Below are 25,110 nucleotides of genomic sequence, written 5' to 3'. Positions count from 1 at the left end.
GGCGGCCAGCACGGAGGCGGAGGCCGGTGCCACCGCAGGGCCGGCAGAGGCGGATGGCTCGCAGGAACGGGGAGCGCAACTTGCCGGTGCCTCGGCAGGTACGGCAGGCCTTGAAGGGCCAGAACCAGCACGTCACGCCGTAACCGAATGTGACCAACACGATGGAGAGGAGTAGGGCGGTGCTAGCGGGGTCGGTGGGGGTCACAGATGGCCTCCAGGGCTGATTTTGGGCGCACTGGCCCACGCGCCTCTAGGCGCTAGGTCGCTGGTGAGGACAGGAGTGGGGTTCTAGCGGGGTCTCTAGACCTAGAAGGGCTGTCGTCTAGGTCTAGAGACCCGCAGGGGGCTAGCCAGACCCCTCGCGGCGATTACGCTGCGCGACTTCGTCGGCGATGTCGGTGCGGGTGATGCCGATGCGGCTGGCTCCCTTGCCTTCGCTGGTGCCCCACACCTGAGCCGTCCGGACGCCGTGCCGCTTGAGCGCAGCGGTCAGATCGGCCGACTCCCGGTAGGTGCCGTACACCTCCGGCTTGAGCTCGTAGAGCCGAGCGATGACGCGTTCGTTCCAGACCTTCTTCTCGGTCTCGCCCACGACGGCGAGGATGTCTTCGAGCAATGTGTCCTTCTTGGACGCCGTCTCGTCGACCTCGGGGGTTTCGCCGATGGCGTGGCCGGTGAGGGTGCCGGCTTGCTCGCGGAGGGTGCGGGCGTAGGCGGCGACCTTCTCCGATGCCGGACCATCCAGGCCGGCGACGGTGCGCACGATCTGAGCATCCGAGCCTTCGCCAACGAGGTAGCCGATGCCCTTGTCCGCCCAGGCGAACGTCGTCGCGCGCACGCCCTGCTTGTACTTGCTGGTGCCCAGGACCATGTCGTTTTCGGTCTGGCCCTGCACCTTCAGGCAAAACCGCGTGGACACGTTCGCGGAGATGCCGGTGGGCAGGCTCTTGGCGTCCGGGCGCTGGGTGGCCAGCATGATGATGATCCCGAGCGCCGGGCCTCGTTTGACGAGGTCGGTGCAGATGGCTTCGAACTCCTCGCCGACCTCGGGGTGCTCGAACCACACCTGGCACTCATCCACCCCGATCACGATCGGATGCAGACCCAAGCTCTTCTTGCCCGCCAGCTCCGGGGTGACCTTGTTCTCCGGCGCCAGGCCCTGCTTCGCGAGATCCCGGATGAGCTTGGCTCGGCGGCGGAGCTCGTCGCGGAGTTTGCGCAGGTCACTAATAGCCTTTTCGATCTCTTCGTCGTCGTCTCCGACGCCGTGGGCGTGGGTGACCTTTTCCAGGGGGTCGAGGTCACCGGTGCCCTTGAGGTCGTAGGTGTGCAACTCCGCACGCGGGTCCAACGCCGCGATTAGCAGCAACTCGCGCAGGGCGAAGGTCTTACCCATACGCGGGATCGCACCGATCGCCACCGAGGTGAACATCAGTCGCAGGTCGACCCAGCGGCCGCGCTGGTCGGTGCCGAAGGGCTGGGGCTGGAACAGGTCCACGCGCACGCCCTTGCGCAGTGCCCAGGCGGGTTGCTTGGCCTTGCGCATGTCCTGATCCCCCACCCAGAGGATCAACCGGCCGGCGTGCTCGCCGTTGTCGGCCTCGGGCCACACGCACCCGAGTGGCCGGCGGAGACCGGAGGCGAGCTTTTCGCGGCGGTCCATGATGTCCCCGACCGTCACCCCATGCGGGAGGTCGACGTCGGCCCGCCACCCCTTGCCATCACGCGAGATCGGCTTGGGGAACCCGATCCCCTCGCCGCCCTTGCCCATGGCCTGGTTGATCCCCGAGATGCCCAGGGCGTTCAACGCGATTTCGACGGCGTTGCTGGTCAGCTTCGGCACCTTCGTCGCCTCCACCGCACGGGAAGCGATCGGCTGATCCGCCGGCGCACCCAACCAACCCACGCCACCGAGAGCGCCGGCCACGATCGCGTACTGGACCAGCTCCGGGAGGAACGCCCGTCCGAGGAAGAACGCCGCCAACGCGGCCGCGCCCAGACCCACTGTCGTGTAGACCCGTCCCCGGACCCGGCTATCACGCTGGCTCGACAACCGGAGGTATTCCGCTGCGTCGGCGCGGTCAGCGGCAGCATGGCGAACAGTCCGGCCCTCGGCGTCGGTCACCCACCGCAGAAACCCAGCCAGCAGCCGCAGCGTCCCTTGTGGAACCCGGATCAGAATGCGGCCCAGATAGACCGGGCAGCGCACAGCGTGGAAGGCGAAGGTGTGGCCCGCATACCCGACCGCCCACCTCGCGGCCTCCCGAAACTCCTCCACGCTGCTCGCCCAGCCAGGCAGGACCGGTTCCCGCTTCTCGCGCCGGACCAAGCTCGACCCCGCCTCGGCGGCCTGGGACTGGTCGACCTGCTGCGCCTGGTCCTCGTCGACCAGCTCGCCATCGATGACCTGGTTCTCCGACTCGCCCTCATCGCGGGTCTGGTCGGGGTTGAGGCGTTCGGAGGGGAAGCGCAGCACCCGCGCCTGCTCGCCGTCCTCGTGCGCCTGGTGCTCGTTGCCCTCGGGCCTGTGGTTCTGGGGCTGTTCGGTCATTGCTGCACCTCCCGGTGGTTGTCGGTGTCTTTGATCAGGTGGGCCAGGCCCGCGCCCATGCCGAGCACGGCGACGGGCAGACAGGCCACAGCGGCGGTGATCAGCCAAGGCGCCGAGGTCATGCCGGCGGCCTTCATCAGGTGGAAAGCGATCTGGCCCAGTGCTCCGAGAGCGAGCGAGCCGAGCGCGGAGTACTTCGCGAACCGGCGCGCGCGGGATGGGACTTGGCCGGAGAGCCAGACCCGCAGGGCGTAGGCGGCGTAGGTCTCCACCCCGATCGGGAGCGTGATCGCGGTGTTGATCGCGAACCCATCCGCGATCCCCGGAAGCGGGTGCACGATCCCGAACCCGGTCAGTTGACCGAGTCCGACCCACCCGGACCAGATGGCCACAAAGGCAGGCAGGGCCAGCAGCATCACCGGCCACACCGCCACCGGCTTCACCGGCTGCTCGTCGGTGGGTTTGGCCGGGTCTGCGACGGGTGTGATCGGCTCAGACGGGTCCTTGCGCTCGGGCTCCGGCTGCTCCGCCGAGACCCGCTCGGGCTCGGCGACCGGTTCCACCTCGGTGGACTCGCTTTCGGTCGTGGTGGGTTCGGCGTCGTAGGTCTCGGTGGGTTCGTCGGTGGTCGGGGTGGGTTCGGTGACGACGTGCAAGTGCGCCGAGTTGGCAGTCTTGCCGTGGGTCTCCTCGGCAAGGCGAGACAGGATCTCGCGGGCCTTCGGGGCCCCGATCCGCATCTCGGCCATGAGCTGGTTGCGGCTCGGCGTCTGGCCCAGGTCTTGGACCATCTGGCGGGCCTGCGGCAGCAGCTCGGCAACGGGCACGGGGTAGGAGCTTTTCGCGGTGGTCATCGGGCCACCCCCAGCGGAAGCCGCGGAGCAGGCACCCGAGCACCCAGCCCCTCAACAGCGGCCATGACCAGCCGCAGCACCACACCGAGGCCGAACAGTCCGAGACCAACGGTGCGGGCGATCCCGGAGGCCACCGCCAGGGCGAAAAGCACGACCAGCGGCAGGACGGTCACGACGGTCAACCGCAGCAGCCCGGCGGCCGCCAGCAGCGCCAGCGGCAAGACCACGAGGACGGTGAGCTCGATCAGCAGATACAGCAGTCCGAGGATCAGGGTCTTCATCGCACACCCCCAGCGGGGTTGGTGGCGATCCGTAGCATCAGAGATCTCCTAACGGTTTCGTGATCGGTGGGAGACCCCGGCCCAGCAGGTGGTTCTTGGCGGAATTTGGCTGCTGGGTCGGGTGCCTCAAAAAGGCCAACTGGTGTTGCCGTCGTCGGCGCGCTCGGCAGCCCTGAACAGGGCTTCGGCCAACCAGAGGTCGTGACGGTGATCCGCCCGCTCGCCCTCATCTCGCACCGCATACGGCCCGAACCGCTCGACGTACTCCTCGGCCCGCCGGGCGTACATCCGCTCGCACGGCGCCGTAGCTCCCGGCTCGGCCGTCTCGGCGGCCGGTGCGGTGCGGTTGACGGGCAGGGGCTTGCCGGTGATCTGGGAACGCCACGGACCCTTCTGCCCGCGAAGGCCCCGGCGTTCCATCTCCAGATAGGCCGCCGTCGGAACCTCGTGAACGAGCGGCTCAGGTGCGTCGATCTCGAAGCGGAACGCACCGCACTCGCAGGTCCACCGAACCGAGATCGCCGAGACCTGCTCACCACTACTGGGCTTGTGCTCCGGGCAGGTCAACTCACGCCGCCTCCGAGCACCCCGAGAGCCGTCCTCGATCGACCACGACATCCGCCGCTTGGACAACAGCCAATTCATCAGCCCGTTCACGCCGCCTCCCCGGAATCCGCCTCGGTCGTGATCAGCCGCAGCGCGGCGCCGGCCTCGCGACGCTCGTAGCGACGCAGCCGCGTGCGCTCCCCGGCGCCCAGCTCCGACCACGCGAACGGCGTGACCGGCAGCTCACCCAGCTCCTCGGCGATGACCTGATCCCAGTAGCTCTTCACCGCCTGCTGCCCAACCTCGTCGAGCTCTGCCTCGCAGAACGCGAGCTCACGCCCGAGCGAGTTGACGTTGGGGTAGTTCATCTCGACCTCCAGATGTTCTATAACTTCGCTGATGTTCTGTAACGTAAGGGCTGAGCGTTCCACTGTCAACCGGATGTGTCAGAACATCGAGTACGCTGACCGCATGCCTGCCAACGACGCTCGCGAGGACAAGCGCCCAGCTAGCCGGCGCGTCGCTGACGCCCTACGAGGGCGGATCGACGCCGGCGAATTCGCCCCGAAGGAGCAGCTGCCGCCCTACCGAACCCTGGCGGCGGAATACAGCGTCGCCCTGGGCACTGCCATCAATGCGGTGAAGCTCCTCCGCGACGCCGGCATTGTGAAGATCCGCCCTAATGCCGGCGCCTACGTCCCGGACGCTTCGGAACAGATGGACGTCGTTGCGGAGCTCAAGCGGACTCGTTCGCAGCTGGCGAGTCTCGGTGAGGCTGCGCAGGAGATGAGCTCGACGATCAGGACCCTCGAAGCGCGCCTGGCGGACATCACCGATCAGCTGGACGAGGCTCAGTAGCCGCCGGCGCCTGCGCTCGCCAGTCATGCCATCAGCCCCTGGAAGAACTGAGCCAGGCCGTTGACCAGGGCCAAGAAGAGTTCGAACGCGCCCTTTACCCAGACCGCCGAATCAGCCGGGTGCTTCACGATCAGGACCAGCACCGCGAACGTGATCGCAGCACCGATGAGCTTCGGCATGAAGCCGCCGCCGGCCTGGACTCCGGGGATCGTCTGCTTAGCCATGACTTCCTCCTACGTGGAACCGGCATTCAGAGAACTCTGCTGTTCCCTGCCGCCGTTTGCGTTGTCATGACTCAAGAATCGCCGCCCCGAAGCTGACACATCAGTGCACAAGTACGGGCGCATTTGCGCACTGGGGGCACATGCTGTGTGCCTCGTGTGCCCCCTACCTGCCCGCTCGCATGTTTTACTACCTGGCGGGGAGGCATGATCATGGCCGCGAAGGAACCAAACCGTCGACTAGCTGCGCTGATGCGCGAGTCTGGCCTGACCAACAAGGGCCTGGCCAAGCGCATGACCGACCTCAGCAGCATCGATGGCGGCGACCCGATTGCGCCTACGCACACGAACGTCGACAAGTGGCTGCGTGGCGAGACGCGTCGCCCGAAGGCCCGCACGTGTCACGTGCTGGTCAGAGTGCTCTCCAACGCGCTCGGACGGCCGGTCACCGTGGACGACGTCGGGTACGGGGAAGTGCCGGCGGAAAACGTCGACGACACGCTTGAGTACCCGGAAACCCTGTCCGACTCGGTGACCACGCTGACGCGTCTTGCGGAGTTCGACCTCCGGCCGAACGGGCAGGCGGACAAGCTGCTCGTCGTCCCGGCAGCCTGGAGCAATCTCCTGGTCAAGTGGATGTTCGGCAGCGATGGCGAGAAGTCAAAGCCTGTAGAACCGCGCCCCATCAGCGAGTTCGACGTCCAGGCCGTCAAGGACGCGACCGCGATGTTCGCTAACTACGACTACCGCTACGGAGGCGGCCGTCCCAAGCCCCTGGTCGCGCAGTACCTGGAAAGCGAAGTGCTCCCGTTGCTGCCGCACGTCCAACCGGACACTGAGCTGGGACGACGGTACTTCCAGGAAGTCGCAGCGCTTACCCGGTTGGCGGGATGGACCTGCTACGACACCGGTCAGCACGCCCTCGCGCAGCGGTACCTTCACCAAGCTTTCCGCCTTGCCAAGGCTGCCGGTGACCGAGCCTTGGCCGGCCGCATTCTCGCGGGCATGAGCCACCAAGCCAACTTCCTCGGCTACTACGAACAGGCGGTACACCTCGCTCGCGGTGCAGCTCAGGGCGCACGCGGGCAGGCCACCCCTACGGCGATGGCGCTCTTCCATTCGATGGAGGCTCGCGCGCTCTCTTCACAGGGCAACGAGCAAGAAGCGACCGCAGCGATGCTGGAAGCCGAGAAGTGGCTCAGCTCCAGCAACCCCGACGATGACCCGGAGTGGATCAAGTACTTCGACCTCGCCGAACTCAACGCCGAGTTTGCTCATTGCTTCCGCGACCTCGACAAACCCGACCTCGCAACCGAGCACGCGGCCAAGTCCATTGAAGTCTCCGAAAGCTTGTACGTACGCAGCCTGTCCTTCTGCCGCACCGTGCTCGCCACGTCATACCTCCAGGCCAACGAGGTCGAGCAGGCCGTCACCGTCGCCCGCGAAGTCGTCAACACCGCCGCCGGCCTGAAGTCCTACCGCGTCAACTCCTACCTCGACGAATTCCGCCAGCGCCTACGCCAGCACTCCGACGCACCGGTCGTCGCGGATTTCGAGTCGTACGCCAACACACAGGGGTAATGGTCCGGATGGTGAAACGGTTTCGTGATCAGCGGCAAAATCAGTCAGGCACGGGACGTGAGACAGGCCATACTCACCATGACGTGGTGTTGCTGCTGGTGTTCGGCTGGGTGCTCTTGGTGACCGTGGCGGTGGTGGACTTCAGGGACACGACGGCGTCGACGCCGTTGAGTTGCTTGGCGGAAAGTGGTGGCGGTGGGCAGCCGTTATCGCAGGTCAGCGGCGCATGTCGCGGCGTGCGCCTAGGCTCCAGCCATGACGCGGGGAGAGACCAAGCGGGACCGCCGGTTGCGTGAGGCGGGCAAGCTTATGAACGAGGCTGCCGCGTCGCTGCGGCGCCGCACGGGCCAGGCCATCGCCGCCGGGGGCGAGACGGTGCCACCCATGAGCCGCTACACGATGGCGTCGCTGCTAGAAGCGCTGGCGCATGAGGTGGCCCGGGGCAAGGTCTCGGACTGGACGATCACCGAGGCGGTCAAGCTGGCCCGATCGATCGTGGTGGAAGACCAGGGAGAGTGACTGCGCACCTGGCTTGCATGGGCTAGCCCCGGCTCGGCTGCCAGCTGGTCACCAGCGAAAAGGCAACGGGCTCACCGAGTCCGGGAGCTAGCTATTACTGCGCGCACGTGCTGCCTGCAAGAGCACCCGCAGCGCAGGTATCCGACGGTACGTATTCACACTGCGTGATCACAAGTAACGTTACGTGTCCATAAGCTTACGGGTGAGGGGAGGTGCCGTGATGGCCGGTCCCGGTATGGCACCGAAGGCCCGGAGGGCGGACCCGTCCGCCGACCGGAAGCGGCAGGCCGAGTTCCGGAGAAACTAGAAGGTCCGCCACTGTCGTGGACGTTCAATGTCACGGAGATCTGCGATCCGTTTGTGTACCTCGTCATCGACTTCGGGAGACTGGCCGAGCTGTTGGGCGAGCCAGGTCGTCATGTTGAGCTCTCTGATCGCCCGAATTACCGGAAACCCTTCCCACTCCAGCGGGTCGAAGCCGTACGCCTTGACGTATGCGGCGTATTCGTCGTCGCTGACCCAACCCAGAGCGCGATAGCGGACGGCCTCCACGCTCGCGTCCCACTCGCGCGGACCCCAGCAGAAGTCCTCGAAGTCGATGACCTTGACGGTGCCGCTTCGGTCGCGCATCAGGTTGGCCTTGTGGAAGTCGCCGTGCACCGGCCCGAACCCGAGTCGGAAGTTCAGGCCGGCGAACTGCTCGTCGAGCTCGTCCTTCCGACCGCTGAGAAAGGCCCGCTCGTCCTCAGAGAGAGCGCCACCGATTGCCTTGAGGCGGGTGCCGACCTTGGGCATGGGCTCGAAGAATGGCAATGCAAGGTCGGAGGGCTCAGGTATGGAGTGCAAGCGCCGCAGCACCTCCCCCAGCTCGCCGGAGCTGACCGGCTCGTCGCTCTCTTCGATGAACTCCCAGAAGGTCACGACCAGATCCCCGACGGTCACGAACTCGCGGCTGGTCGGGGCAAGTTGAGCTGCGGGGAACTGGTGAGAGGCGAGCCAGGTAGCGATGCGCGCCTCTTTGCGGCCAGCCGTGATCGACCGGCCCACACGCGCAATGATCGGCGCGGAGGCGAGGCGGAACATCGCGTTCTCGCCCATCCGCACGAGCTCAGCGCCAGTGCAGTCGACGCCGGCGTCTTCGCAGGCGGTCTCCAGAACTTGGCGGGTGGTCTGCGGCGTGAACGTCGCGTTCTCCATCAAGCGCTGCTCCTCCTCGGCTCGCCCAGCAGGCTACGGGCCGGTCGTGTGGCTGCCTAGGCGACATACGAGGCTTCCACATGCCAGGAAGCCATCGTGCTCTTACAAGCGTTCTCATGGACGGCTGAGAGCTTCGTGGACGGCTTAGAACCAGCTTCGCCGCATTGGGCTCCGCTTTCACGTGAGGCGATGCAGTTCGGCGGAACCCCCGAAGTAGATCCTCGGCTACCCGCTCGCAACCTTCTCGCTTGCGGCCAGGGCCGACGGCTTAGCCCCCTCCGCGCAGGCCGATGCCTGGTGTATCGGGAGCGCCAGACGGTGCGCGCTGCGCACGTGCCAATCGAGCGCGTCCAAGCCCATCGAACCGAGACTCACCAAGACTCGTCCACACCGCTCCCCTCTGACTGGGCAGACGTACCACTCCCGCTGGTCGATCAGAACGACTTCGAGCTCCACCTCGTCCACCTCAAATCGGACAACTGTGGCAATCGCGTTATTCGTGGTGAACGCGAGTATAGAGCTTGATCCCTGCATACATGGCAGATGGCGAGCGTTCACTCGAAGGGACGCATACGGTCCGATTCGTGGCGGACGAGCTACTCACGTCAGGTCAGGTCGCGAAGCGTCTCGGAATCAACCCGAGCACGCTCGCCCGCTATGTCCGCGAAGGAAAGCTCAAACCGGCCGTGACGCTGCCGAGCGGTCACCACCGTTGGACCTGGGATGACGTGCTCGAACAGCTGAGATCCCAGCAAGGCGAGAGCTAACGCCTGATCAGCCGAGCAATCGAGGGCTCACGGCCTGCGTCGGCACCCACCACAAGTGCCACAAGCCGCGTAGGCTTGCGGTCTGCGTTACTTAGTCCCTGTTGCGCATTCGTGCATACGATCAACAGCGTGGGGACGGCAAGAACGCGATGGCTGGTCTGAAGAGGGGCAGCGAGGACAGGATGTCGCTCGTCGAAGTCCTCAGCGCGATCGCTGCGGCAGGACATCACGATGCCCCTTTGCGGGTTTGTCAGGCCGCTGTGCATGCGTTGCCCTTCGACGGCGCGTCCATCACGGTCATGTCAGATGCTGATCATCAGGAACCACTCTGTGCCACCAACCAGGCGGCCCGCCGCATCGATGAGCTGCAATTCGAGCTCGGGGAGGGGCCTGGCATCGAGGCGCACGCATCCGGACGATCAGTGCTTGTCTACGACCTCGCCGAGCCGGTCGAGGACCAGTGGCCCGTGTTCGCGCGCGCTGTCAGTGGCTCGCTGGCACGGAGGATGTACGCGATCCCGCTGGAAGCGGGGCGGGCGAGGATCGGGACGCTGTGTTTTCACGGCCTCACGCTGGAACGTATGGGGGTTAATGACGCTGCCAACGCGTTGCTTTCCGCGGACGTCGCGGCCTGGGCGGTAGTCGGTGTCATGACAAGAGGGACAGCGCAGGACGCGAATGACTGGCTGGAAGGTTCTTCCCTGCGCTGGGCGGACGTTCATCACGCGACCGGGATCATCGGGTGCCAGATGCAAGTGCCAGTAGGGACGGCGCTGACATGCCTGCGGGCGCATGCGTTCGCCCATGACCGGTCACTCAGCGACGTGGCGCACGACGTGGTCAAAGGAACGCTGCGATTCGACCAGGGTAGGCGTTGACACGCGACAAGATCACGGCGCTGGGCTGGCGTCGTCGGCTCGCGCTCTCATGAGACGTCAATCAGCAGCAGCAGGCGGAACTCTGCGCCAAGGGTCGGGAGTCAGTTTGGGAGTCAACCTCGCGAGCGGGAGCAAATGACACCTATGGATACCAACGCAGCCCGAAGTGCTGACCTGCACCTTTCTTAGAATTCGCTGGTACAGATCATCGCGAACCTTCATTCGGGTCGAAGAGGTCGTGGGTTCAAATCCCGCCACCCCGACAAGGCAAAGGGCCTGGTCAGGACTCCGCAAGGAGTTCAGACCAGGCCCTTTCCCTATGCCCGGAAGCGCCGCTGGGAGAGATTGGGGAGAAGATCTCACCCTCCGCCTGACGTTCAAAAGTCCACGGCGCCGCAGCGATTTCGGCCTACAGGAGCCGGTGGCTGCGCTTGTCGCACTTGCCCCCGCCGGTGGCCACGACGCACCGGCGGTTGTTGCTGGTGATCGCCTGACATTGCACCGCCGGGTCGTGGTCTCACTGCGGCGCCCGCCCCAGACCGGTGGCCGGTTGTGGCGAAGCGGGTTTGTGGTTGTTGGGTGAGGATTGTTGGATGCGGTGGCGTGTGCTGGCGGGGAGCGGGGTTGCGGTCCTGGCGACGGCGGTCGTCGGGGCGAGTGCTGTGGATGCCGATGGGGTGTGGTTCCGGGAGTTGCGGAAGCCTCCGTGGCAGCCGCCCCCTCAGGTGTTCGGGCCGGTGTGGACCGCGTTGTACGCCGACATCGCCGTGTCCTCGGCCGTCGCGCTGTCCGAGCTCCCGCGGCGTTCTGGTTTCGTGCCCGCCCTGACCGCGAACCTGCTGCTCAACGCCGGGTGGACCTGGGTCTTCTGGGGCGCGCGGCGTCCCTCCTGGGCGGCGGTGGAGGCCGCTGCGCTGACCGCGAGCTCGGTCGACCTGCTCGCGCGGGCAGCGCGGGCCGATGCGCGGGCCGGAGCCGCCCTGGCGCCCTACGTGGCGTGGTGCGCCTTCGCCACCGCGCTGTCGACGGCGATCGCCCGCCGCAACCCCTGAACGGCGCGATGGCCGATTCCCGCCGGATTCGGATGCCTCCGGCGACGACGATCGGAGCATGGATCTTCGAGTGCTGCCGATCGCCGAGGGAGTCCTGGCGGAGCTGCGAACGGTCGACGACGCCGGTCGTGGGATCGAGCCGTTCGTCGATGAGGCCGGAGGCGCGCCGCTGCGGTGCTGCCTGCGGCGGGTGCGCGCGGGCGAGCGGGTGGCTCTGGTGAGCTACGCGCCGCTGCGGCGGTGGGCCGCCGAGAGCGGGGTCGCGCCCGGGGCTTACGACGAGGTCGGGCCGGTGTTCATCCACGCGGACACCTGCGCCGGGCCGGACGATCCGGGCTGGCCGGAGGAGATCCGCGGGTCGCGGCGGGTTCTGCGCGCCTACTCCGCCGAGGGCCGGATCCTCGGTGGCTGCCTGCTCGACGGTAGGACCGGGCTCTCCGAGCAGACCGCTTCCGACCTGCTGATGGATCCGGCCGTGGCGTTCGTGCACGTCCGAGCGGTGGAGTTCGGGTGCTTCCTGTTCGAGGTGCGGCGGTGATCAGGCCGCGTCTCGGTCTCCGAGGCGGACTAGGACGACTCCGGTGATGATCAGCAGGCCGCCGACGATCACCGCTGGGCCCGGTCGCTGGTCGAGGAGCAGCCAGGCGAACAGGGCGCTGGCGACGACCTCGATGAGGGCGACGAAGGAGGCCAGGCGGGAACCGAGACGTCGGGTGGCCGCCGTTCCCGTCGTGTAGGCGATGGCGGCGGCGATCACACCGAGCGCCACGAGCGGTGCCCACCAGGGGGTTTCGCCGATCGCGTAGACGGCCGGGTCGAAGTTCGCGCGCATGGGCAGGATCCCGATGACGCCGAGGACCGCGAGGATGACCGCGGACAGGACCAGGCCCGCGCCGGCGAGGGCGATCGGCGGGAGGACGCCGTCGGTCTCGCCCGAGACCAGGAAGTACGCGGCGTTGCCGATCATCGCCGCGAACGCCCACGCCGCGCCCGTCCACGCGATGTCCGCGCCCGAGGCCAGGTCCAGCGCGAACACCAGTCCGGCGATGGCCGAGCACGCGCCCAGGACCGTCAGCCGTCGCGGACGCTGGCCTCGCCGCAGCCACAACCAGCCCACGATCGCCACCGGTGCCGCGAACTCGATGAGCAGCGCGGGAGCCACGTCCATCGTGCTCACCGCGGAGAAGTAGCAGAACTGCGTGCCCGCCATGCCGAGCGCGCCGTAGATCAGCACCGGTCGGACCTGCGCGCGCAGCAGCCACCACCTGCCGCGCAGCGCGATCAGCGCGAACGGGGCCAGCGCGAGCGCGCCGACGCTCAGCCGCGCCAGCACCACCGCGCCCGGGCTCCACCCGGCTTCGAGCAGACCGCGCGCCAGCGCACCCGCCATGCCGAACGAGGCCGCCGAGAGCAGTGCGAGCAGCAGCCCGCTGCCGAGCCTAGAAGGAGCGCGCACACCAGCGCTGTCATCTGCTAACCGGGTCATGGCAAATGACGTTATGGACGAGGGTGTAATATGTCAACATGATTTTTGGCCATGACACGGAGGCGGCTCTGCAGGCTGCGGTCTCACTGGTCAACAGCGCCGAGGAGCCCGACTCGCTGACCACCGTGCAGGCCGTCGACGCCTGGTTCGCCGAACACCGCTACACCGGGCGCCACGACCGCGACGAGGCCGAGCTCGACGAGCTCCGCGCGCTGCGACCGGTCCTGCGCGACCTGCTCACCACCGACCGCGACCGGGCGGCGGAGCTGGTCAACGGCATGCTCGCCGAGGCGGGAGCGCTCCCCCAGCTCGTGCGGCACGGCGACGAGGACTGGCACCTGCACGCGATCGACACCGACGCCCCGCTGTCCCGCCGGGTGATCGTGGAGGTCGCGATGGCGATGGTCGACGTCGTGCGGCTCGACGAGCTGTCCCGGCTGTCGCTGTGCGCCGACCAGAACTGCCGGGGCGTGGTCATCGACCTCACCCGCAACCGCTCCCGCCGCTTCTGCACCACCGCCTGCGCCAACCGCAACGCCGTCGCCGCCTACCGGGCCCGGAGCAAGAACCGCTGAGACCGGGTGCACGCACCCGCGGAGCCGATCGGGCAGTATCGGGGACGTGAGCACCTATCCCGAGGCGAAGATCCCCAGCGCGCTGTTCGACGACCCGGAGCGCGAGGCCAGGTGGCGGACGCGGTTCACCGCTCCGCGCGTGTCCCTGCCCGACTGGGCCCGGGACGCGCCGCAGCGCAGCCTGTACGTGTCGAACTTCAGCGGCACCTGGGAGATCTACGCCTGGGACCGCGACTCCGACGAGCACCGCCAGGTCACCGACCGTCCACAAGGGACGTTCCACGGGACGCTGTCGGTCGACGGTGGCGAGATCTGGTGGTTCGACGACACCGACGGCGACGAGTTCGGAACCTGGAAGGTCCAGCCGTTCGAGACCGGTGACCCCGAGCCCGCCGTTCCCGGAACCCACCCCGGCTACCCGGCCGGGCTGGAGCTGGGCAGCTCGGTGACCGGGCTCGGCATGTCCACCGATGACGGCGTCACCGTGTGGGTGGTGCGCGACGGCGGCGCGCCCGAGGTGCTCTACGAGCACGAGCAGGACGGCGGCCTGTCGGCGATGTCCTGGGACGAGACCATGCTCGTCATCTCGCACTCCGAGCACGGCGACTCCCGGCACCCCGCGCTGCGGGTGCTGCGCACCGACGGCTCCGAGGTCGCCGAGAAGTGGGACGGACCGGGCAAGTCGCTGGACGCGCTGGAGTTCGCGCCGGTCACCGGCGACCCGAGGCTGCTGGTGCTGCACGAGCGCCGCGGCAAGGAAGAGCTGCTGATCTGGGACGTCGTCACCGACACCGAGACCGAGATCGAGCTGGACCTGCCCGGCGAGGTCTCCGCCGACTGGTACCCCGACGGCAAGGCGCTGCTGATCGCGCACACCCAGCACGCGCGCACCACCATGCACCGCTACGACCTGGACTCCGGTGAGCTCACCGAGCTCGCCACTCCCCCCGGCACCGTCGCGGGCGCTTCGGTGCGGCCCGACCACGCCGTGGAGTACGTGTGGTCCTCGGCGGCGACCCCGTCGCTGGTGCGCACGGTGTCGTCCACCGGCGACGACCGGGTGCTGCTGACGCCGCCCGGCGAGCGGCCGCCGGGCACCGCACCCGTGACCGACGTGTTCGTCGAGGTCCCGCACGGCCCGAACGACGCGGTGCACGCGCTGGTCGCGCGGCCGGAGGGCGCCGGGGACGGACCCATCCCGACGGTGTTCAGCCTGCACGGTGGCCCGCACGCGGCCGACGAGGACCGGTTCTCCGCCTACCGCGCGGCCTGGCTGGACGCCGGGTTCGCCGTCGTGGAGATCAACTACCGGGGCTCCACCGGCTACGGCTCCGCCTGGCGGGACGCCATCGAGGGCAGGCCCGGCACGACCGAGCTCGAAGACGTGGCGCTGGTGCACGACTGGGCGATCAAGTCCGGGCTGACCACGCCGGCGCTGAGCGTCGTCGCGGGTGCCTCGTGGGGCGGTTACCTCACGCTGCTGGCCCTGGGCACCCAGCCGGAGCGCTGGGCGGGCGGTGTCGCGGGCGTGCCGGTGGCCGACTACGTCTCGGCGTTCGCCGACGAGATGGAGCCGCTGCGCGCCTACGACCGCGCCCTGTTCGGCGGTTCCCCGGAGGAGATCCCGGAGGTCTACGAGACGGCCTCGCCGATCACCTACATCGACCAGGTGCGCGCGCCGGTCCTGGTGCTGGCCGGCGACAACGACCCGCGCTGCCCGATCCAGCAGATCCTCAACTACTTGGACCGGCTGGGCGAGCGGGAGATCCCGTTCGAGTTCTACCGCTACGACGCCGGGCACGGCTCGCTGGTCGTCGCGGAGACGTTGCGGCAGGTCGCGACCGAGATCCACTTCGCCCAGCGGGCGGTCGGCCTCGCCTGAGGCCCGCGACCGTTCGAATTTCGCGCGAAATTCGAGTGCCGAAGTTCGGGCTCGAATTTCGCGCGAAATTCGAATCCCCCTGCCTGGGGGCGCGGTGTCGGGTCGGGTTGTGAGGTAGGCCCTCGTCCGGGCCGGAATATCTCGTTCCGCGCGGTCGTCATGCTCGGTGTGAGCCATCTGTTTGAACCGATCAAGCTGCGTGATCTGACCGTCCGCAACCGCGCGTGGGTCTCGCCCATGTGCCAGTACTCGGCCACCGACGGCGTCCCCAACGACTGGCACCTGGTCCACTTGGGCCAGTTCGCCATCGGCGGCGCCGGCCTGGTCATCGCCGAAGCCTCGGGCGTCGTGCCGGAAGGCCGCATCACCCCGCACGACACCGGCATCTACAACGACGAGCAGGTCGCGGCGTGGCGCCGGATCAACGACTTCGTGCACGCGCAGGGCGCCGCCACCGGCATCCAGCTCGCGCACGCGGGCCGCAAGGCGTCCACCGGTCAGCCGTGGGCCGGCGGCGCCACCGTCGACGAGTCCGAGGGCGGCTGGCAGACGGTCAGCTCCACCGGCAACGCCTTCGGCGACCTGGCCGCTCCGCGAGCCCTGACCGCGCAGGAGGTCGCCGAGCTGCCGGAGAAGTTCGCCGCGGCCGCGCGTCGCGCCGACGAGGCCGACTTCGACGTCGTCGAGCTGCACTTCGCGCACGGCTACCTGGCGCACCAGTTCTACTCGCCGCTGGTCAACGACCGCACCGATTCCTACGGCGGCAGCTTCGAGAACCGGGTCCGGGTGCTGCTGGAGATCACCGACGCGGTGCGCGCGGCCTGGCCGGAGGGCAAGCCGCTGTTCGCCCGCCTGTCGGCGACCGACTGGGCCGAGGGCGGCTGGACCGGCGACGACTCGGTGCGCCTGTCCAAGCTGCTCGCCGAGCGCGGGGTCGACCTGATCGACGCCTCGACCGGCGGTGCGATCCCGGACGCGACGATCCCGGTGCGCTCCGGCTACCAGGTCCCGTTCGCCCGGCAGATCAAGCTGGAGGCCGAGGTCCCGACCGCCTCGGTCGGCCTGATCACCGCTGCCGAGCAGGCGGAGGAGATCGTCGCCTCGGGTTCGGCCGACGCGGTGCTGCTCGGCCGCGAGCTGCTGCGCGACCCGCACTGGCCGCTGCACGCGGCGGACCGGCTGCGCGCCGACAACATCTGGCCCGTCCAGTACGAACGCGCCCGCTGACGCAGGCGGGTGGGGAAGCTCCGCCGAACTTCCCCACCCGCTCGTTCAGGCGAGCTGGGCCTGCCACATCCAGTGCGACTTCTCCAGGTCGCTGGAGATGGCGATCAGCAGGTCCTGGCTGACCAGGTCGGTCTTGTCGGTTTCGTCGATGCGCTTGCGCAAGCGCGCCACGACCTCGCTCAGGGTGTCCACGATCGCCTCGATCACCTGCCCGTCGGTGCGCCAGTCCGCGGGGAAGTCCGGCAGCCCGGAGCCCTTGGCGACGGTCGAGGCGCGACCGTCCGGGGAGACGCCGATGGTCACCGCGCGCTCGGCGACGTCGTCGGCGAACCCCCGCGCCGAGGTGACCAGCTCGTCGAGCTGGAGGTGCACGTCGCGGAAGAACTTGCCGACGACGTTCCAGTGAGCCTGCTTGGCGACCAGGTGCAGGTCGATCAGGTCCAGCAGCGTGTCCTGCAGCACCCGACCGGTGATGTCGCGGTCGGAGTTGCTGAGCGGACTGGTGATCGGCGCCGCGCTCTTCGCGGAGCTCTTCTTCGGCGCGCTCTTCTTCGGAGCGGCCTTGGGTGCACTCTTCTGAGCCATGGGTTCGCACAACCTCCTCGACGAGAACGTGCAGACCGGAATCAGGGTGCTGCCCAGGAGGTACCCGCGCACTTCGGGCGACTACACCCGCTGCTCGGCGAACTCCACCACTTGTCGCCCGATGGTGCGCAACGTGGCGCCGACCTTCTCGTCGTCGCACGCGCCGCCCGGGCCGAAGCGGGTCTCGGCCGAGTTCACCGCGCCGCCCAACGGGGTCGGCCAGCCGCGCAGCGCGTGCACGACCGAGCGCAGCGCCTGCAGCGTGGTGACGGTGGCCTGCCAGCCGTAGGCGACGCCGATGCAGCCGACGGCTCGTCCGTCGAAGTAGGGGCGGAAGTCGCCGCGCAGGTCCTCTACGTAGTCGAGGGCGTTCTTGACCAGGCCCGACACCGTTCCGTGGTAGCCGGGCGAGGAGATCAGCACCCCGTCGGCGCCGCGCAGCGCTTCGACCAGCTCGGTGGCCAGCGGCGAGCGGTCGGTCACGTGCGGGTCGTAGAACGGCAGGGCCAGGTCGGCACCGGTGATCGCCCGGACCTTCGCCCCCGACTCCCTGGCGCCCTCCAGCGCGGCGTGCAGCACGCGCTCGGACTGCGAGTCGGGGCGGACCGAGCCACCGATCCCCACCACGGTCACCGTCATGTGCCGATCCTTTCACCCGAACCTGGGAACTGTCGCCCCCGATGTGCCTGTGCGGGTCACGCTAGAACCTCCAGTCCGCTGGAGGTCAAGATCGGCGAACTGACGCCGAGATCTTGGCTACTTGCGGGTAACCTACTAGCCGTCCACCACCTTCGCGGGAAGGTCACGCCCATGCCCAACGTCATCGAAGCGCTGCAACCGACGCTCGAAGGCGCCGCGATGCGCGCCGTTTTCGCACTGCCCCAGCCCCTTCGCCGCCTCATCGCAGGCGCGCCGATCCGGATCGACGGACAGGAACTCGCGCTCGACGCGCAGCTGCTGCTGAAGCTGCAGAAGCTGACCGGCCAGACCGGTCTGGCCGCCTCGACGGCGGAGAAGGCCCGCGCCGGCATGGCGCACGCGACGAAGCTCACCTCGGTGGCTCCGCTGGGCGGCGTGGTCGTCGCCGAACGGACCATCCCGACCGACAACGGCGACCTGCCCGCGCGGCTCTACCGGCCCCAGGACCTCACCGAAACGGGTCCGCTGCTGGTCTACTACCACGGCGGCGGCTGGGTGATCGGCGACCTCGACAGCCACGACGACCTGTGCCGATTCCTCGCCAAGCACGCCGGGATCCGCGTGCTGTCGGTGGACTACCGGCTGGCACCGGAGTACCCGTTCCCCGCCGCTCTGGACGACGCGCTGGCGGCCTACTCCTACGCCGTGAACAACGCCGCGGACCTCGGCTCCTCCAGCGACGCGATCGCCGTCGGCGGCGACTCGGCAGGCGGCAACCTCGCCGCCGCGGTCGCTCTGCAGACGACCCGATCGGGTGAGCAGAATCCGGTGATGCAGCTGCTGCTCTACCCGGCGGTGGACGCGACCCGGCGCCGCCGCTCGCGGGAGCTGTTCGGCAACGGGTTCCTGCTCACCGATCACGACATGACCTGGTTCATGGACCAGTACTCGCCCGTCGAGTCCGAGCGCGGCGACCCGAGGCTGTCGGTGCTGCTGGCCGACGACCTCACCGAGCTGCCCACGGCCTACGTCGTGACCTGCGGGTTCGACCCGCTGCGCGATGAAGGCGAGGCGTACGCCAAGGCGCTGTCCGACGCGGGCGTGCCTGTGGTGGCGCGGCGCTTCCCGGACCTCATCCACGGGTTCGCCAACATCCGCCCGGTGGGTCACCGCTTCGAGGAAGCGCTCTTCGAGATCGTCGGCACGGTCCGGGCGGCCCTGGACCTCCGCAAGGTCTGATCCGGGGAGCGCCTCGTCACCGCGGGGCGGTTCTGGTCCGAACCGTCCATGATCGACGTCTGCTGCGTCCGGTCAGTTCGGACCAGAACCGCTGGTGAACGCTCCACCCCACTGGGACCCCCGAACGGGTCATTCAGGTTTGCCGAGGAGCTCTCGGAGGCGGGTGAGGAGCTCTTCGCGGTTCGCCGAGCCGAGCCGCTGCTTGATCCGGCTGATGTGGTGCTCGACCGTCTTCGCCGAGATGAACAGGCGCTTGCCCACCTGCTTGTAGGTCAGGCCCGCGACCACCAGCTCGGCCACTTCCTTCTCCCGCTCGGAGAGCAGTTCCGAATCCGCGCCTCCGGCGTTCACGGCCCGGGGGCGCGGCGGCTTGCCCTGCAGCGCCCGGGCGCACTCCAGGAGCGCGAGCATCGCGCGGCGGTCGTGCGTCCGGATGGCGGCCTGCCCGGCGAGGCGGGCGCCGTCCCAGGCCAGACCCGCGCCGTGCAGGCCGCGAGCGATGCGCTCGACCTCGTCCTGATCGACCTCACCGCCGAGGACCCGCAGCCACATCCGGGCGGCCTCGGCCATCGCGGCCGCCAGCGCGTTGTGGTGGGCGAGGGCGTCGAGCTGGTCGGCGAAGCGGGCCGCGGAGTCGTTCTCCTCCAGGACGATGGCCGCCTGCAAGCGCTTCCACAGCAGCATCGACGTCCACAGCGGAGGGTTGCCGAGCCGCTCCAGCAGCGCCTTCGCCTCGTTCAGGTACGGGGCGATCCACTCCTGGTCGCGCAACCGGGCCGCGGCCACCACCAGCTCGCCCAGCGGTAACAGCGAGAACAGGTCCACCGAGTGCTCCGCGGCGACCTGCCTGGCCTGCGCGCGAGCCGTGGCCAGGGCGGTCATGTCGTTGTCCCGGCTGGCGATCCCGGCTTCGATCGCGGTGGCCATCAGCCGGTCGCGGGCCGCCATCTCGCTCGCCTCGGGCAGTTTCGCGCGTGCGGTAACGGTGTCGCCCTTGACCAGCGGCAACCAGGCGGCGAGCAGCCGGTGCCGGTTGTGCAGCAGGGCGCCGCCCGCGCCGGTCTCCACCGCGCGGTCCAACGTGGACTGCGCGACGTCGAGCTCACCGCAGTGCAGCGCGACCAGCGCGGCCACCGCCGCCGGGGTGTCGGGCACGAACACGCCGCGCCCCAGCGGTTCCGACAGCGAGGCGGCGCGCACCAGCGTGGACAGCGCGGTCGTGGCCGATCCGACGACGGATTCGCGCACACCGGCGGCCATCTGGGCCGCCGCACCGGTCATCGAGGTCGGCGGTCCCGCGTCGTCACCGGTCTTGAGCAGCTCTTCGGCATCGGCCAGCCGGCCGGCTCCGATCAGACCGACGGCCGCGAACGCCCTGTCCCCCGGCCAGCGCAGCTTCGCCGCCGACCAGCGGCACAGCTCCGCCGAGCGCTCCAGCAGTCCGCGGTGCGCCAGCACGCCCGCCGCGACCTGGACGCCGAGTTCGCGATCCGGCGCGTTCTCGTCGACGATCACCCGGTCGGCCAGCCGCAGCGCCTCGTCGAGGTTCCCGGCCACCGCGGCCGCCCGGGCTTGGCGCGCGATCACCGAGCCCGCGGGCACGCCGGCCGACACCGCTGCGGCGAGCATCCGCCCGGCCAGGTGCGGGGCGACCTGCACGGCCTCCTCACCGGCGCGCTCGAAGGCCGTGGCCAGCGTCGCTTCCGGCAGCAGCGCCATCGGCGCCTCCAGCAGCGGCGCGACCAGCGGCAGCACCGGGCCGCCGCGGGAGAGCTGGAGTTCCACCAGTTTTCGCGTGATGCGCAGCCGGAGTTCCCACGACGTCAACCTCAGGACCGCGGCGCGCACGATCGGCAGCAGCACGTCCTCGGAGCCGAGCATCGCGCCGGAGCGCATGGCCGCCAGCACGGCGCCGACCGCCGACCTGTCGGTGCCGACGACGACGGCGAGCAGGTCCGGGTGCGGGGTGGCGCCGATGGCCATCGCCGTCGCGCACCCCCAGCCGATCTCGCCTAGCTGGTCCAGGTCGTGCTGGAAGTGGTCGAGCGCGCGGGCGGGCAGCTCGGCGCGTCCGGGAACGGCCTCGGCCAGCAACCGGGAGACGTAGCGCGGGACCCCGCCGGTCTGGGTCTGCACCCAGCCGACCCAGTCCAGCGCGCTGCCCTCGGTCCGCTCGGCGATCTCGTCCAGCCCGAGCGCCGCGAGCAGCACGGGAGCGCCGAGTTCGGCGATCAGCTCGCCGAGCGCCGCGCTGCGCGGGCCGGGCCGGTAGGCGACCAGCAGCCGGATGCCCGGGCGGCGGGCGATCTCGCTGAGCCGGACCAGCAGTTCGTCGTCGAGCCGGTGCGCGTCGTCGACCAGCAGCGCTCCGTGCTCGGCGCGGTCGAGGTCCCGGACGCCGAGCACCGGCACGTCGGCCTCGCGGTAGGCGGTGGCGATGGCGTCGAGCAGCGTGGTCTTGCCGAACCCGCCTGCGCCCTGGATGCCGGCCACGATCGGCGAGCCCGGGGAGGCCTCGACGGCCGACCGCAATCCGGCCGCGTGCCCGTCCGTGACCAGGGCGGCGCGGGATGTCGTCGGGTGATTCACGCCTGCCTTCCTTGTCGTCCGGTCACCTGGGTCGAGCGGTCCTGATCAGTTGGCTGACGGTGGTGGGGGCGGATCCAGTTGCGCGGTATGCCGTTCCGTTAACGAAATCGCGATCGCGGAGCTACTTGAGGAGGTCCATCACACCCGTGATCGAGTGGTCCTTGGTCATGAAGGTGATCACGATGCCCACGGCGATCAGCAGTGCCGCGACCACGAGCTTGATGATCTTCATGCGCTTCGCCCGCGCTTCGTCGGGGGGCTCGATCGGCATCGGCTCGACGTCGATCGGCGGGCGCTCGACGGGTTCGGGCTCGTCGTCGACGTCGTCGTCGGTGTCGAAGCCCTCGACGCGCATCAGCACGCTGGTCTCGGCGACCGAACCCCGGTCGGTGTCGGTGGACAGCACCTTCTGCGCCGCCAGCGCGGCTCCGCTGGCCGCGGTGAGCTCGGGTGCCACGTCGACCAACGGCGGCGTCTGCAACCGCTCGGAGACCAGCTGCTTGAGCATCGGGGTGCGCGCGGTCCCGCCCGCCAACACCACGGTCTCGACGTCGTCGGGGCGCAGCGACGCCGACTGCACGGCCTGCGAGATCAGGTCGGGCACCCGCTCCAGGTGCGGGCGCGCCAACTGCTCGTAGCGGGCGCGGGAGATGCCGAACTCGGTGCGCACGCCGGGCAGGTCGACCCACATCGACACACCGGCCTGGTGCGACAGCGCCTCCTTGGCCCGCACGCACTCGCCGCGCAGCTTGGCCAGCGCCGCCCGGTGGTTGACGTCGGAGGGGTCGAGCTCGCCGATCTGCGCCGGGAACTGCTCGCCGATCAGCCCGAACAGCGCGTCGTCGAGGTCCTGGCCGGAGGGGTGGTCGGTGCTCAGCGGCGAGCCGACGACGTCGAAGGTGGGGTGGCGGCGGCGCAGCACGGTGGCGTCGAAGCCGCTGCCGCCGACGTTGGCGACCACAAGCGGATGCTGTTCCTCCACCCGCTGCTTGCTCGCGTAGTCGAGGGCGACGGCGGTCGGCTCGGGGATCAGGGTGACCTCGCTGATCCCGAGCTGGGCCAGCGCCTGCTGGACCAGGTGCACCCGGTGCGGGCCCCAGCTGGAGCTGTGGGCCACGGCGATGTGCTCGGGTGGGTGCCCCTGCCGCTGGGTGACCGCGTCGGAGACCCACTCGATCATCGCGGCGACCAGGCGCTGCGCCGGGACGAACTCGCTGCCGACCACCAGCGGCAGGTCGTCGCCGAGCCTGCTGGTGAAGCCGCGAGCGACCCACTCGTGGTGGCTGATCTCCTGGCGGGCGGCGGCCTCCCCGGCCACGAAAGATCCGTCCTGGACCTTGCACAGCACCGTCGGCACCACCGGGCCGTTGGTCGCCAAGGGCACGGGAACGGTCGCCGTCCAGCGGCCACCGTCGCGCCTGGCCGTGGCGGCGGTCGTCACCGTCGCGCCCAGGTGAACGCCCAGGACGTAAGGCATGCAATCCCTTCGTGTCACCGACTCGCGTGTGCCTGCCAGGTTCCCCGATCGAGGGTCTTGCGCGCGGCCGGGGTGCCCACAATTTAGCGGCATTCGATTACGGAGCGGTTCCGGACTCCCCTAGCTACCCCCCAACGGCCTACCTAACCGATCCCCTAATAGAGATCTCGATAACTAGGAGTCGTACCCGATGGCTGGGGGGTGCCCCATCCCTACTGTGATCAACACAGGAGTGAGGGAACGGCACGACCTCACTCGGTCCACCTAGCCGAGTACCGCTGAGCATCGGGAGGTCCGACGATGGCGAACCCTCAGCACCCCTCTGGTCAGGCCGAGTCCCCCATCTCCGACCCCGGGACGAACTCCAACTCCGGCCTGTCCGCGGAACCGACGCTGCACGAGTTCCTCACGCGCCTCGTCAGCGATCCGGCCGCACGGTCGGCCTTCGACGCTGATCCGCAAGCCACGCTGGATCAGGTCGGACTCGGGGAAATGAGCGCGACAGACGTGCTGCAAGCCACGTCGCTGGTCCTCGACTACGCGCCGGTCGAGGTGGTCAACGCGTACGACCGCTCGCTTTCGAGCAGCGTCGAGAAGTACGCCGCGAGCAACCAGCATGTCGCGATCAGCGAACTGCATCCCGCACATCCACACGAGCAGGAAGAACTCAGCATGCTGCAGAACACCCCCTCTGACGACTTCGGCCCCGGCGGCGACGTCGACGCTCAGCTGCCCACCCCGGCTCCTGCCCCGAGCGGCGACACCAACGTCGACATCGAGCACAACGACGTCGACTCGCACAACGTCGTCAACGTGCACGACGTGTTCTCGGGCAACCAGATCCTGTCGGGCAACACCGTCAACATCGGTGACAACCTCGACCTGTCCTCCACCGTCGGTTCGGTCACCAGCACCGCCACCCACGTGTTCGACAGCTCGCTGAACGTCGCGTCGGCCGCCGGTTCGCTGGTGCACGGCGACGTCACCAACGTGGTCGGCGACGTGGCCTCGGGCAACGTCACCGACGTGGTCACCAACGCCCCGGTCGTGGGCGACGTGGCCGCCAACGTCACCCAGGTCGTGGGCGACGCCCCGGTCGTGGGCGACGTCGTCGGCGACGTGACCTCGGGCGACGTGACCGGCATCGCCGGTGACCTGACCGCCAAGGTCTCCGAGGCCCCGGTCGTCGGCGACATCGCCGGCACCGTTGCCGGTGGCGACGTGACCGGCATCGCCGGTGACCTCACCTCCACCGTCTCCGGCGGAGACGCGCTGGGCGTCGTGGCCGGCCTCCCGGTCGTGGGCGACATCGCCTCCACCGCCACCAGCACCATCGGCTCCGTGCCGGTCGTGGGCGACGTGGCCGCCAGCGTGACCTCGGGCGACGTGACCGGTGTGGCCGGCACGCTGACCGACGCCGGCGCGAACGTGCCGGTCGTGGGCGACGCCCTGGGCGACGTGACCTCGGGTGACGTCACCGGCGCCGTCTCCAACGTCCCGGTCGTCGGCGAGGTCGCCGACACCGCCACCGGCGCGCTGAGCAACGTCCCGGTCGTGGGCGACGTGACCGCGGGTGCCGCTGGCGGCGACCTGGTCAACAACGTCCCGGTCGGCACCGAGGCCCTCGGCGACGTCACCGGCACGGTCACCGACGCCGTTGCCAACGTCCCGGTCGCCGGCGACCTCGCCAGCTCCGTGACCGACACCGTTGCCGGTGGCGACGTCACCGCGCTGCCGGTCGACGACCTGTCCTCCGCGCTGCCCACCGACGCGCTGCCGGTCGAGGACGTCACCTCGGCGCTGCCGCTGGACGCCGCTCCGCTGGCCCCGGTCGGCGACGTGGCCTCGCACCTGCCGGCCCCGAGCGACCTGCCGGTCGCGGGCCCGATCGTCGGCGAGCCGCTGGAGGACCTGACCAGCACCGCCACGGACGCGCTGCCGCTGGACGGCCTGCTCTGATCGCTCTCCGCGACTGAGCTTTGAAGGTGCCGGGATCCGCCCCTGAGCGGATCCCGGCATTTTTCACATTCCGGAAAATTTCACGCGCCTCATCAACACAGCGAGTGCGCGCCAGCGATGTGAGTTCAACCGATTGGGTTTCTCTAA

The 25,110-nt window shown here is 69.1% G+C and carries 24 protein-coding genes; 12 read left to right on the top strand and 12 right to left on the bottom strand.

The features are described 5' to 3' along the window. Window positions 1-346: 346 nt before the first annotated feature. The 5 genes from KBO27_RS31730 to KBO27_RS31710 all read right to left on the bottom strand — a co-directional run bounded on the left by KBO27_RS31730 (window position 347) and on the right by KBO27_RS31710 (window position 4,600). Entirely contained in the window at window positions 347-2,551 is a 2,205-nt protein-coding gene (locus KBO27_RS31730; protein ID WP_210973544.1) for an FtsK/SpoIIIE domain-containing protein, read from the bottom strand. Beyond that, window positions 2,548-3,405, bottom strand: coding sequence for an ABC transporter permease (locus KBO27_RS31725; RefSeq protein ID WP_210973543.1), 858 nt, complete (start codon window positions 3,403-3,405; stop codon window positions 2,548-2,550). The genes KBO27_RS31730 and KBO27_RS31725 overlap by 4 nt, the downstream gene beginning before the upstream one ends. Then, entirely contained in the window at window positions 3,402-3,686 is a 285-nt protein-coding gene (locus tag KBO27_RS31720; protein ID WP_210973542.1) for a hypothetical protein, read from the bottom strand. Before KBO27_RS31720 ends, KBO27_RS31725 begins: the two co-directional genes overlap by 4 nt. 126 nt (window positions 3,687-3,812) lie before the next feature. Further along, window positions 3,813-4,343: a hypothetical protein gene (locus KBO27_RS31715; protein ID WP_210973541.1), complete on the bottom strand. Its 531-nt coding sequence runs from the start codon at window positions 4,341-4,343 to the stop codon at window positions 3,813-3,815. Then, window positions 4,340-4,600 carry a hypothetical protein gene (locus KBO27_RS31710; protein ID WP_210973540.1) on the bottom strand — a complete coding sequence of 87 codons (261 nt, stop codon included), beginning with the start codon at window positions 4,598-4,600 and terminating at the stop codon, window positions 4,340-4,342. The genes KBO27_RS31715 and KBO27_RS31710 overlap by 4 nt, the downstream gene beginning before the upstream one ends. 103 nt (window positions 4,601-4,703) lie before the next feature. On the opposite strand from KBO27_RS31710, the gene KBO27_RS31705 reads away from it, so the two are divergent. Beyond that, window positions 4,704-5,090 carry a winged helix-turn-helix domain-containing protein gene (locus KBO27_RS31705; RefSeq protein WP_210973539.1) on the top strand — a complete coding sequence of 129 codons (387 nt, stop codon included), beginning with the start codon at window positions 4,704-4,706 and terminating at the stop codon, window positions 5,088-5,090. A 23-nt stretch (window positions 5,091-5,113) separates the two neighbouring features. Here the strand turns inward: KBO27_RS31705 and KBO27_RS31700 are convergent, their stop codons facing one another. Then, window positions 5,114-5,314: a hypothetical protein gene (locus KBO27_RS31700; protein ID WP_210973538.1), complete on the bottom strand. Its 201-nt coding sequence runs from the start codon at window positions 5,312-5,314 to the stop codon at window positions 5,114-5,116. Between the two features lie 210 nt (window positions 5,315-5,524). Between KBO27_RS31700 and KBO27_RS31695 the strand changes: the two genes are divergently transcribed. Together KBO27_RS31695 and KBO27_RS31690 are read left to right on the top strand one after the other, a co-directional pair. Next, window positions 5,525-6,892: an NsdA family TPR-like regulatory protein gene (locus tag KBO27_RS31695; protein ID WP_246538656.1), complete on the top strand. Its 1,368-nt coding sequence runs from the start codon at window positions 5,525-5,527 to the stop codon at window positions 6,890-6,892. A 255-nt stretch (window positions 6,893-7,147) separates the two neighbouring features. Then, window positions 7,148-7,411, top strand: a complete 264-nt coding sequence (locus KBO27_RS31690; RefSeq protein WP_210973537.1) for a hypothetical protein — start codon at window positions 7,148-7,150, stop codon at window positions 7,409-7,411. 303 nt (window positions 7,412-7,714) lie between these two features. Here the strand turns inward: KBO27_RS31690 and KBO27_RS31685 are convergent, their stop codons facing one another. Then, window positions 7,715-8,608, bottom strand: coding sequence for a phosphotransferase enzyme family protein (locus tag KBO27_RS31685; protein WP_210973536.1), 894 nt, complete (start codon window positions 8,606-8,608; stop codon window positions 7,715-7,717). A gap of 584 nt (window positions 8,609-9,192) precedes the next feature. On the opposite strand from KBO27_RS31685, the gene KBO27_RS31680 reads away from it, so the two are divergent. From KBO27_RS31680 to KBO27_RS31665, 4 genes are all read left to right on the top strand, one after another. Beyond that, a complete protein-coding gene (locus KBO27_RS31680) occupies window positions 9,193-9,375 on the top strand; it encodes a MerR family DNA-binding transcriptional regulator (RefSeq protein ID WP_307870730.1) in 183 nt (60 codons plus the stop codon). Window positions 9,376-9,476: 101 nt separating this feature from the next. Then, window positions 9,477-10,253, top strand: coding sequence for a hypothetical protein (locus tag KBO27_RS31675; protein ID WP_210973534.1), 777 nt, complete (start codon window positions 9,477-9,479; stop codon window positions 10,251-10,253). Window positions 10,254-10,846: 593 nt separating this feature from the next. Beyond that, window positions 10,847-11,305, top strand: a complete 459-nt coding sequence (locus KBO27_RS31670) for a TspO/MBR family protein (protein ID WP_210973533.1) — start codon at window positions 10,847-10,849, stop codon at window positions 11,303-11,305. A gap of 58 nt (window positions 11,306-11,363) precedes the next feature. After that, window positions 11,364-11,843, top strand: coding sequence for a DUF1203 domain-containing protein (locus KBO27_RS31665; protein ID WP_210973532.1), 480 nt, complete (start codon window positions 11,364-11,366; stop codon window positions 11,841-11,843). On the opposite strand, the gene KBO27_RS31660 is transcribed toward KBO27_RS31665, so the two are convergent. Continuing rightward, complete coding sequence (locus tag KBO27_RS31660; protein ID WP_210973531.1) at window positions 11,844-12,791, bottom strand: EamA family transporter; 948 nt, start codon at window positions 12,789-12,791, stop codon at window positions 11,844-11,846. Between the two features lie 38 nt (window positions 12,792-12,829). Here KBO27_RS31660 and KBO27_RS31655 point away from each other — a divergent pair, with 38 nt between their 5' ends. The 3 genes from KBO27_RS31655 (at window position 12,830) to KBO27_RS31645 (ending at window position 16,475) form a co-directional block, all read left to right on the top strand. Further along, entirely contained in the window at window positions 12,830-13,366 is a 537-nt protein-coding gene (locus KBO27_RS31655) for a CGNR zinc finger domain-containing protein (protein ID WP_210973530.1), read from the top strand. Between the two features lie 46 nt (window positions 13,367-13,412). Further along, window positions 13,413-15,248 carry a S9 family peptidase gene (locus tag KBO27_RS31650; protein WP_210973529.1) on the top strand — a complete coding sequence of 612 codons (1,836 nt, stop codon included), beginning with the start codon at window positions 13,413-13,415 and terminating at the stop codon, window positions 15,246-15,248. Between the two features lie 159 nt (window positions 15,249-15,407). Continuing rightward, on the top strand, window positions 15,408-16,475 hold the full coding sequence (locus KBO27_RS31645; RefSeq protein ID WP_210973528.1) for an NADH:flavin oxidoreductase/NADH oxidase: 1,068 nt from the start codon (window positions 15,408-15,410) through the stop codon (window positions 16,473-16,475). A gap of 45 nt (window positions 16,476-16,520) precedes the next feature. On the opposite strand, the gene KBO27_RS31640 is transcribed toward KBO27_RS31645, so the two are convergent. Both KBO27_RS31640 and KBO27_RS31635 read right to left on the bottom strand, forming a co-directional pair. Next, window positions 16,521-17,060 carry a Dps family protein gene (locus KBO27_RS31640; protein WP_210973527.1) on the bottom strand — a complete coding sequence of 180 codons (540 nt, stop codon included), beginning with the start codon at window positions 17,058-17,060 and terminating at the stop codon, window positions 16,521-16,523. Window positions 17,061-17,141: 81 nt separating this feature from the next. Next, window positions 17,142-17,699 (bottom strand): NADPH-dependent FMN reductase, encoded by a 558-nt coding sequence (locus tag KBO27_RS31635; RefSeq protein WP_210973526.1) that lies wholly within the window; start codon window positions 17,697-17,699, stop codon window positions 17,142-17,144. Window positions 17,700-17,870: 171 nt separating this feature from the next. Between KBO27_RS31635 and KBO27_RS31630 the strand changes: the two genes are divergently transcribed. After that, the gene (locus KBO27_RS31630) at window positions 17,871-18,938 is read left to right on the top strand and encodes an alpha/beta hydrolase (RefSeq protein ID WP_210973525.1); all 1,068 of its coding nucleotides are present in this window, start codon (window positions 17,871-17,873) and stop codon (window positions 18,936-18,938) included. A 129-nt stretch (window positions 18,939-19,067) separates the two neighbouring features. On the opposite strand, the gene KBO27_RS31625 is transcribed toward KBO27_RS31630, so the two are convergent. Both KBO27_RS31625 and KBO27_RS31620 read right to left on the bottom strand, forming a co-directional pair. Beyond that, window positions 19,068-21,527 (bottom strand): helix-turn-helix transcriptional regulator, encoded by a 2,460-nt coding sequence (locus tag KBO27_RS31625; RefSeq protein ID WP_210973524.1) that lies wholly within the window; start codon window positions 21,525-21,527, stop codon window positions 19,068-19,070. Window positions 21,528-21,648: 121 nt separating this feature from the next. Next, window positions 21,649-23,004, bottom strand: a complete 1,356-nt coding sequence (locus KBO27_RS31620; protein WP_210973523.1) for an Hsp70 family protein — start codon at window positions 23,002-23,004, stop codon at window positions 21,649-21,651. A gap of 300 nt (window positions 23,005-23,304) precedes the next feature. On the opposite strand from KBO27_RS31620, the gene KBO27_RS31615 reads away from it, so the two are divergent. Further along, complete coding sequence (locus KBO27_RS31615) at window positions 23,305-24,963, top strand: IniB N-terminal domain-containing protein (protein ID WP_210973522.1); 1,659 nt, start codon at window positions 23,305-23,307, stop codon at window positions 24,961-24,963. Window positions 24,964-25,110: the final 147 nt, after the last annotated feature.

Source organism: Saccharopolyspora endophytica, from assembly GCF_018070075.1.
Lineage (GTDB): Bacteria > Actinomycetota > Actinomycetes > Mycobacteriales > Pseudonocardiaceae > Saccharopolyspora > Saccharopolyspora endophytica.
Note: the sequence above shows the minus strand (reverse complement) of the source record. Positions and strands in the feature narration are given on the sequence as shown.

Bases quoted from the DNA above. Each gene is read 5' to 3' on its own strand.
- KBO27_RS31730 (WP_210973544.1), bottom strand. From the start codon at position 2,551: ATGACCGAACAGCCCCAGAACCACAGGCCCGAGGGCAACGAGCACCAG.
- KBO27_RS31725 (WP_210973543.1), bottom strand. From the start codon at position 3,405: ATGACCACCGCGAAAAGCTCCTACCCCGTGCCCGTTGCCGAGCTGCTG.
- KBO27_RS31720 (WP_210973542.1), bottom strand. From the start codon at position 3,686: ATGAAGACCCTGATCCTCGGACTGCTGTATCTGCTGATCGAGCTCACC.
- KBO27_RS31710 (WP_210973540.1), bottom strand. From the start codon at position 4,600: ATGAACTACCCCAACGTCAACTCGCTCGGGCGTGAGCTCGCGTTCTGC.
- KBO27_RS31705 (WP_210973539.1), top strand. From the start codon at position 4,704: ATGCCTGCCAACGACGCTCGCGAGGACAAGCGCCCAGCTAGCCGGCGC.
- KBO27_RS31700 (WP_210973538.1), bottom strand. From the start codon at position 5,314: ATGGCTAAGCAGACGATCCCCGGAGTCCAGGCCGGCGGCGGCTTCATG.
- KBO27_RS31695 (WP_246538656.1), top strand. From the start codon at position 5,525: ATGGCCGCGAAGGAACCAAACCGTCGACTAGCTGCGCTGATGCGCGAG.
- KBO27_RS31690 (WP_210973537.1), top strand. From the start codon at position 7,148: ATGACGCGGGGAGAGACCAAGCGGGACCGCCGGTTGCGTGAGGCGGGC.
- KBO27_RS31685 (WP_210973536.1), bottom strand. From the start codon at position 8,608: ATGGAGAACGCGACGTTCACGCCGCAGACCACCCGCCAAGTTCTGGAG.
- KBO27_RS31670 (WP_210973533.1), top strand. From the start codon at position 10,847: ATGCGGTGGCGTGTGCTGGCGGGGAGCGGGGTTGCGGTCCTGGCGACG.
- KBO27_RS31665 (WP_210973532.1), top strand. From the start codon at position 11,364: ATGGATCTTCGAGTGCTGCCGATCGCCGAGGGAGTCCTGGCGGAGCTG.
- KBO27_RS31660 (WP_210973531.1), bottom strand. From the start codon at position 12,791: ATGACCCGGTTAGCAGATGACAGCGCTGGTGTGCGCGCTCCTTCTAGG.
- KBO27_RS31655 (WP_210973530.1), top strand. From the start codon at position 12,830: ATGATTTTTGGCCATGACACGGAGGCGGCTCTGCAGGCTGCGGTCTCA.
- KBO27_RS31645 (WP_210973528.1), top strand. From the start codon at position 15,408: ATGCTCGGTGTGAGCCATCTGTTTGAACCGATCAAGCTGCGTGATCTG.
- KBO27_RS31640 (WP_210973527.1), bottom strand. From the start codon at position 17,060: ATGGCTCAGAAGAGTGCACCCAAGGCCGCTCCGAAGAAGAGCGCGCCG.
- KBO27_RS31635 (WP_210973526.1), bottom strand. From the start codon at position 17,699: ATGACGGTGACCGTGGTGGGGATCGGTGGCTCGGTCCGCCCCGACTCG.
- KBO27_RS31630 (WP_210973525.1), top strand. From the start codon at position 17,871: ATGCCCAACGTCATCGAAGCGCTGCAACCGACGCTCGAAGGCGCCGCG.
- KBO27_RS31620 (WP_210973523.1), bottom strand. From the start codon at position 23,004: ATGCCTTACGTCCTGGGCGTTCACCTGGGCGCGACGGTGACGACCGCC.
- KBO27_RS31615 (WP_210973522.1), top strand. From the start codon at position 23,305: ATGGCGAACCCTCAGCACCCCTCTGGTCAGGCCGAGTCCCCCATCTCC.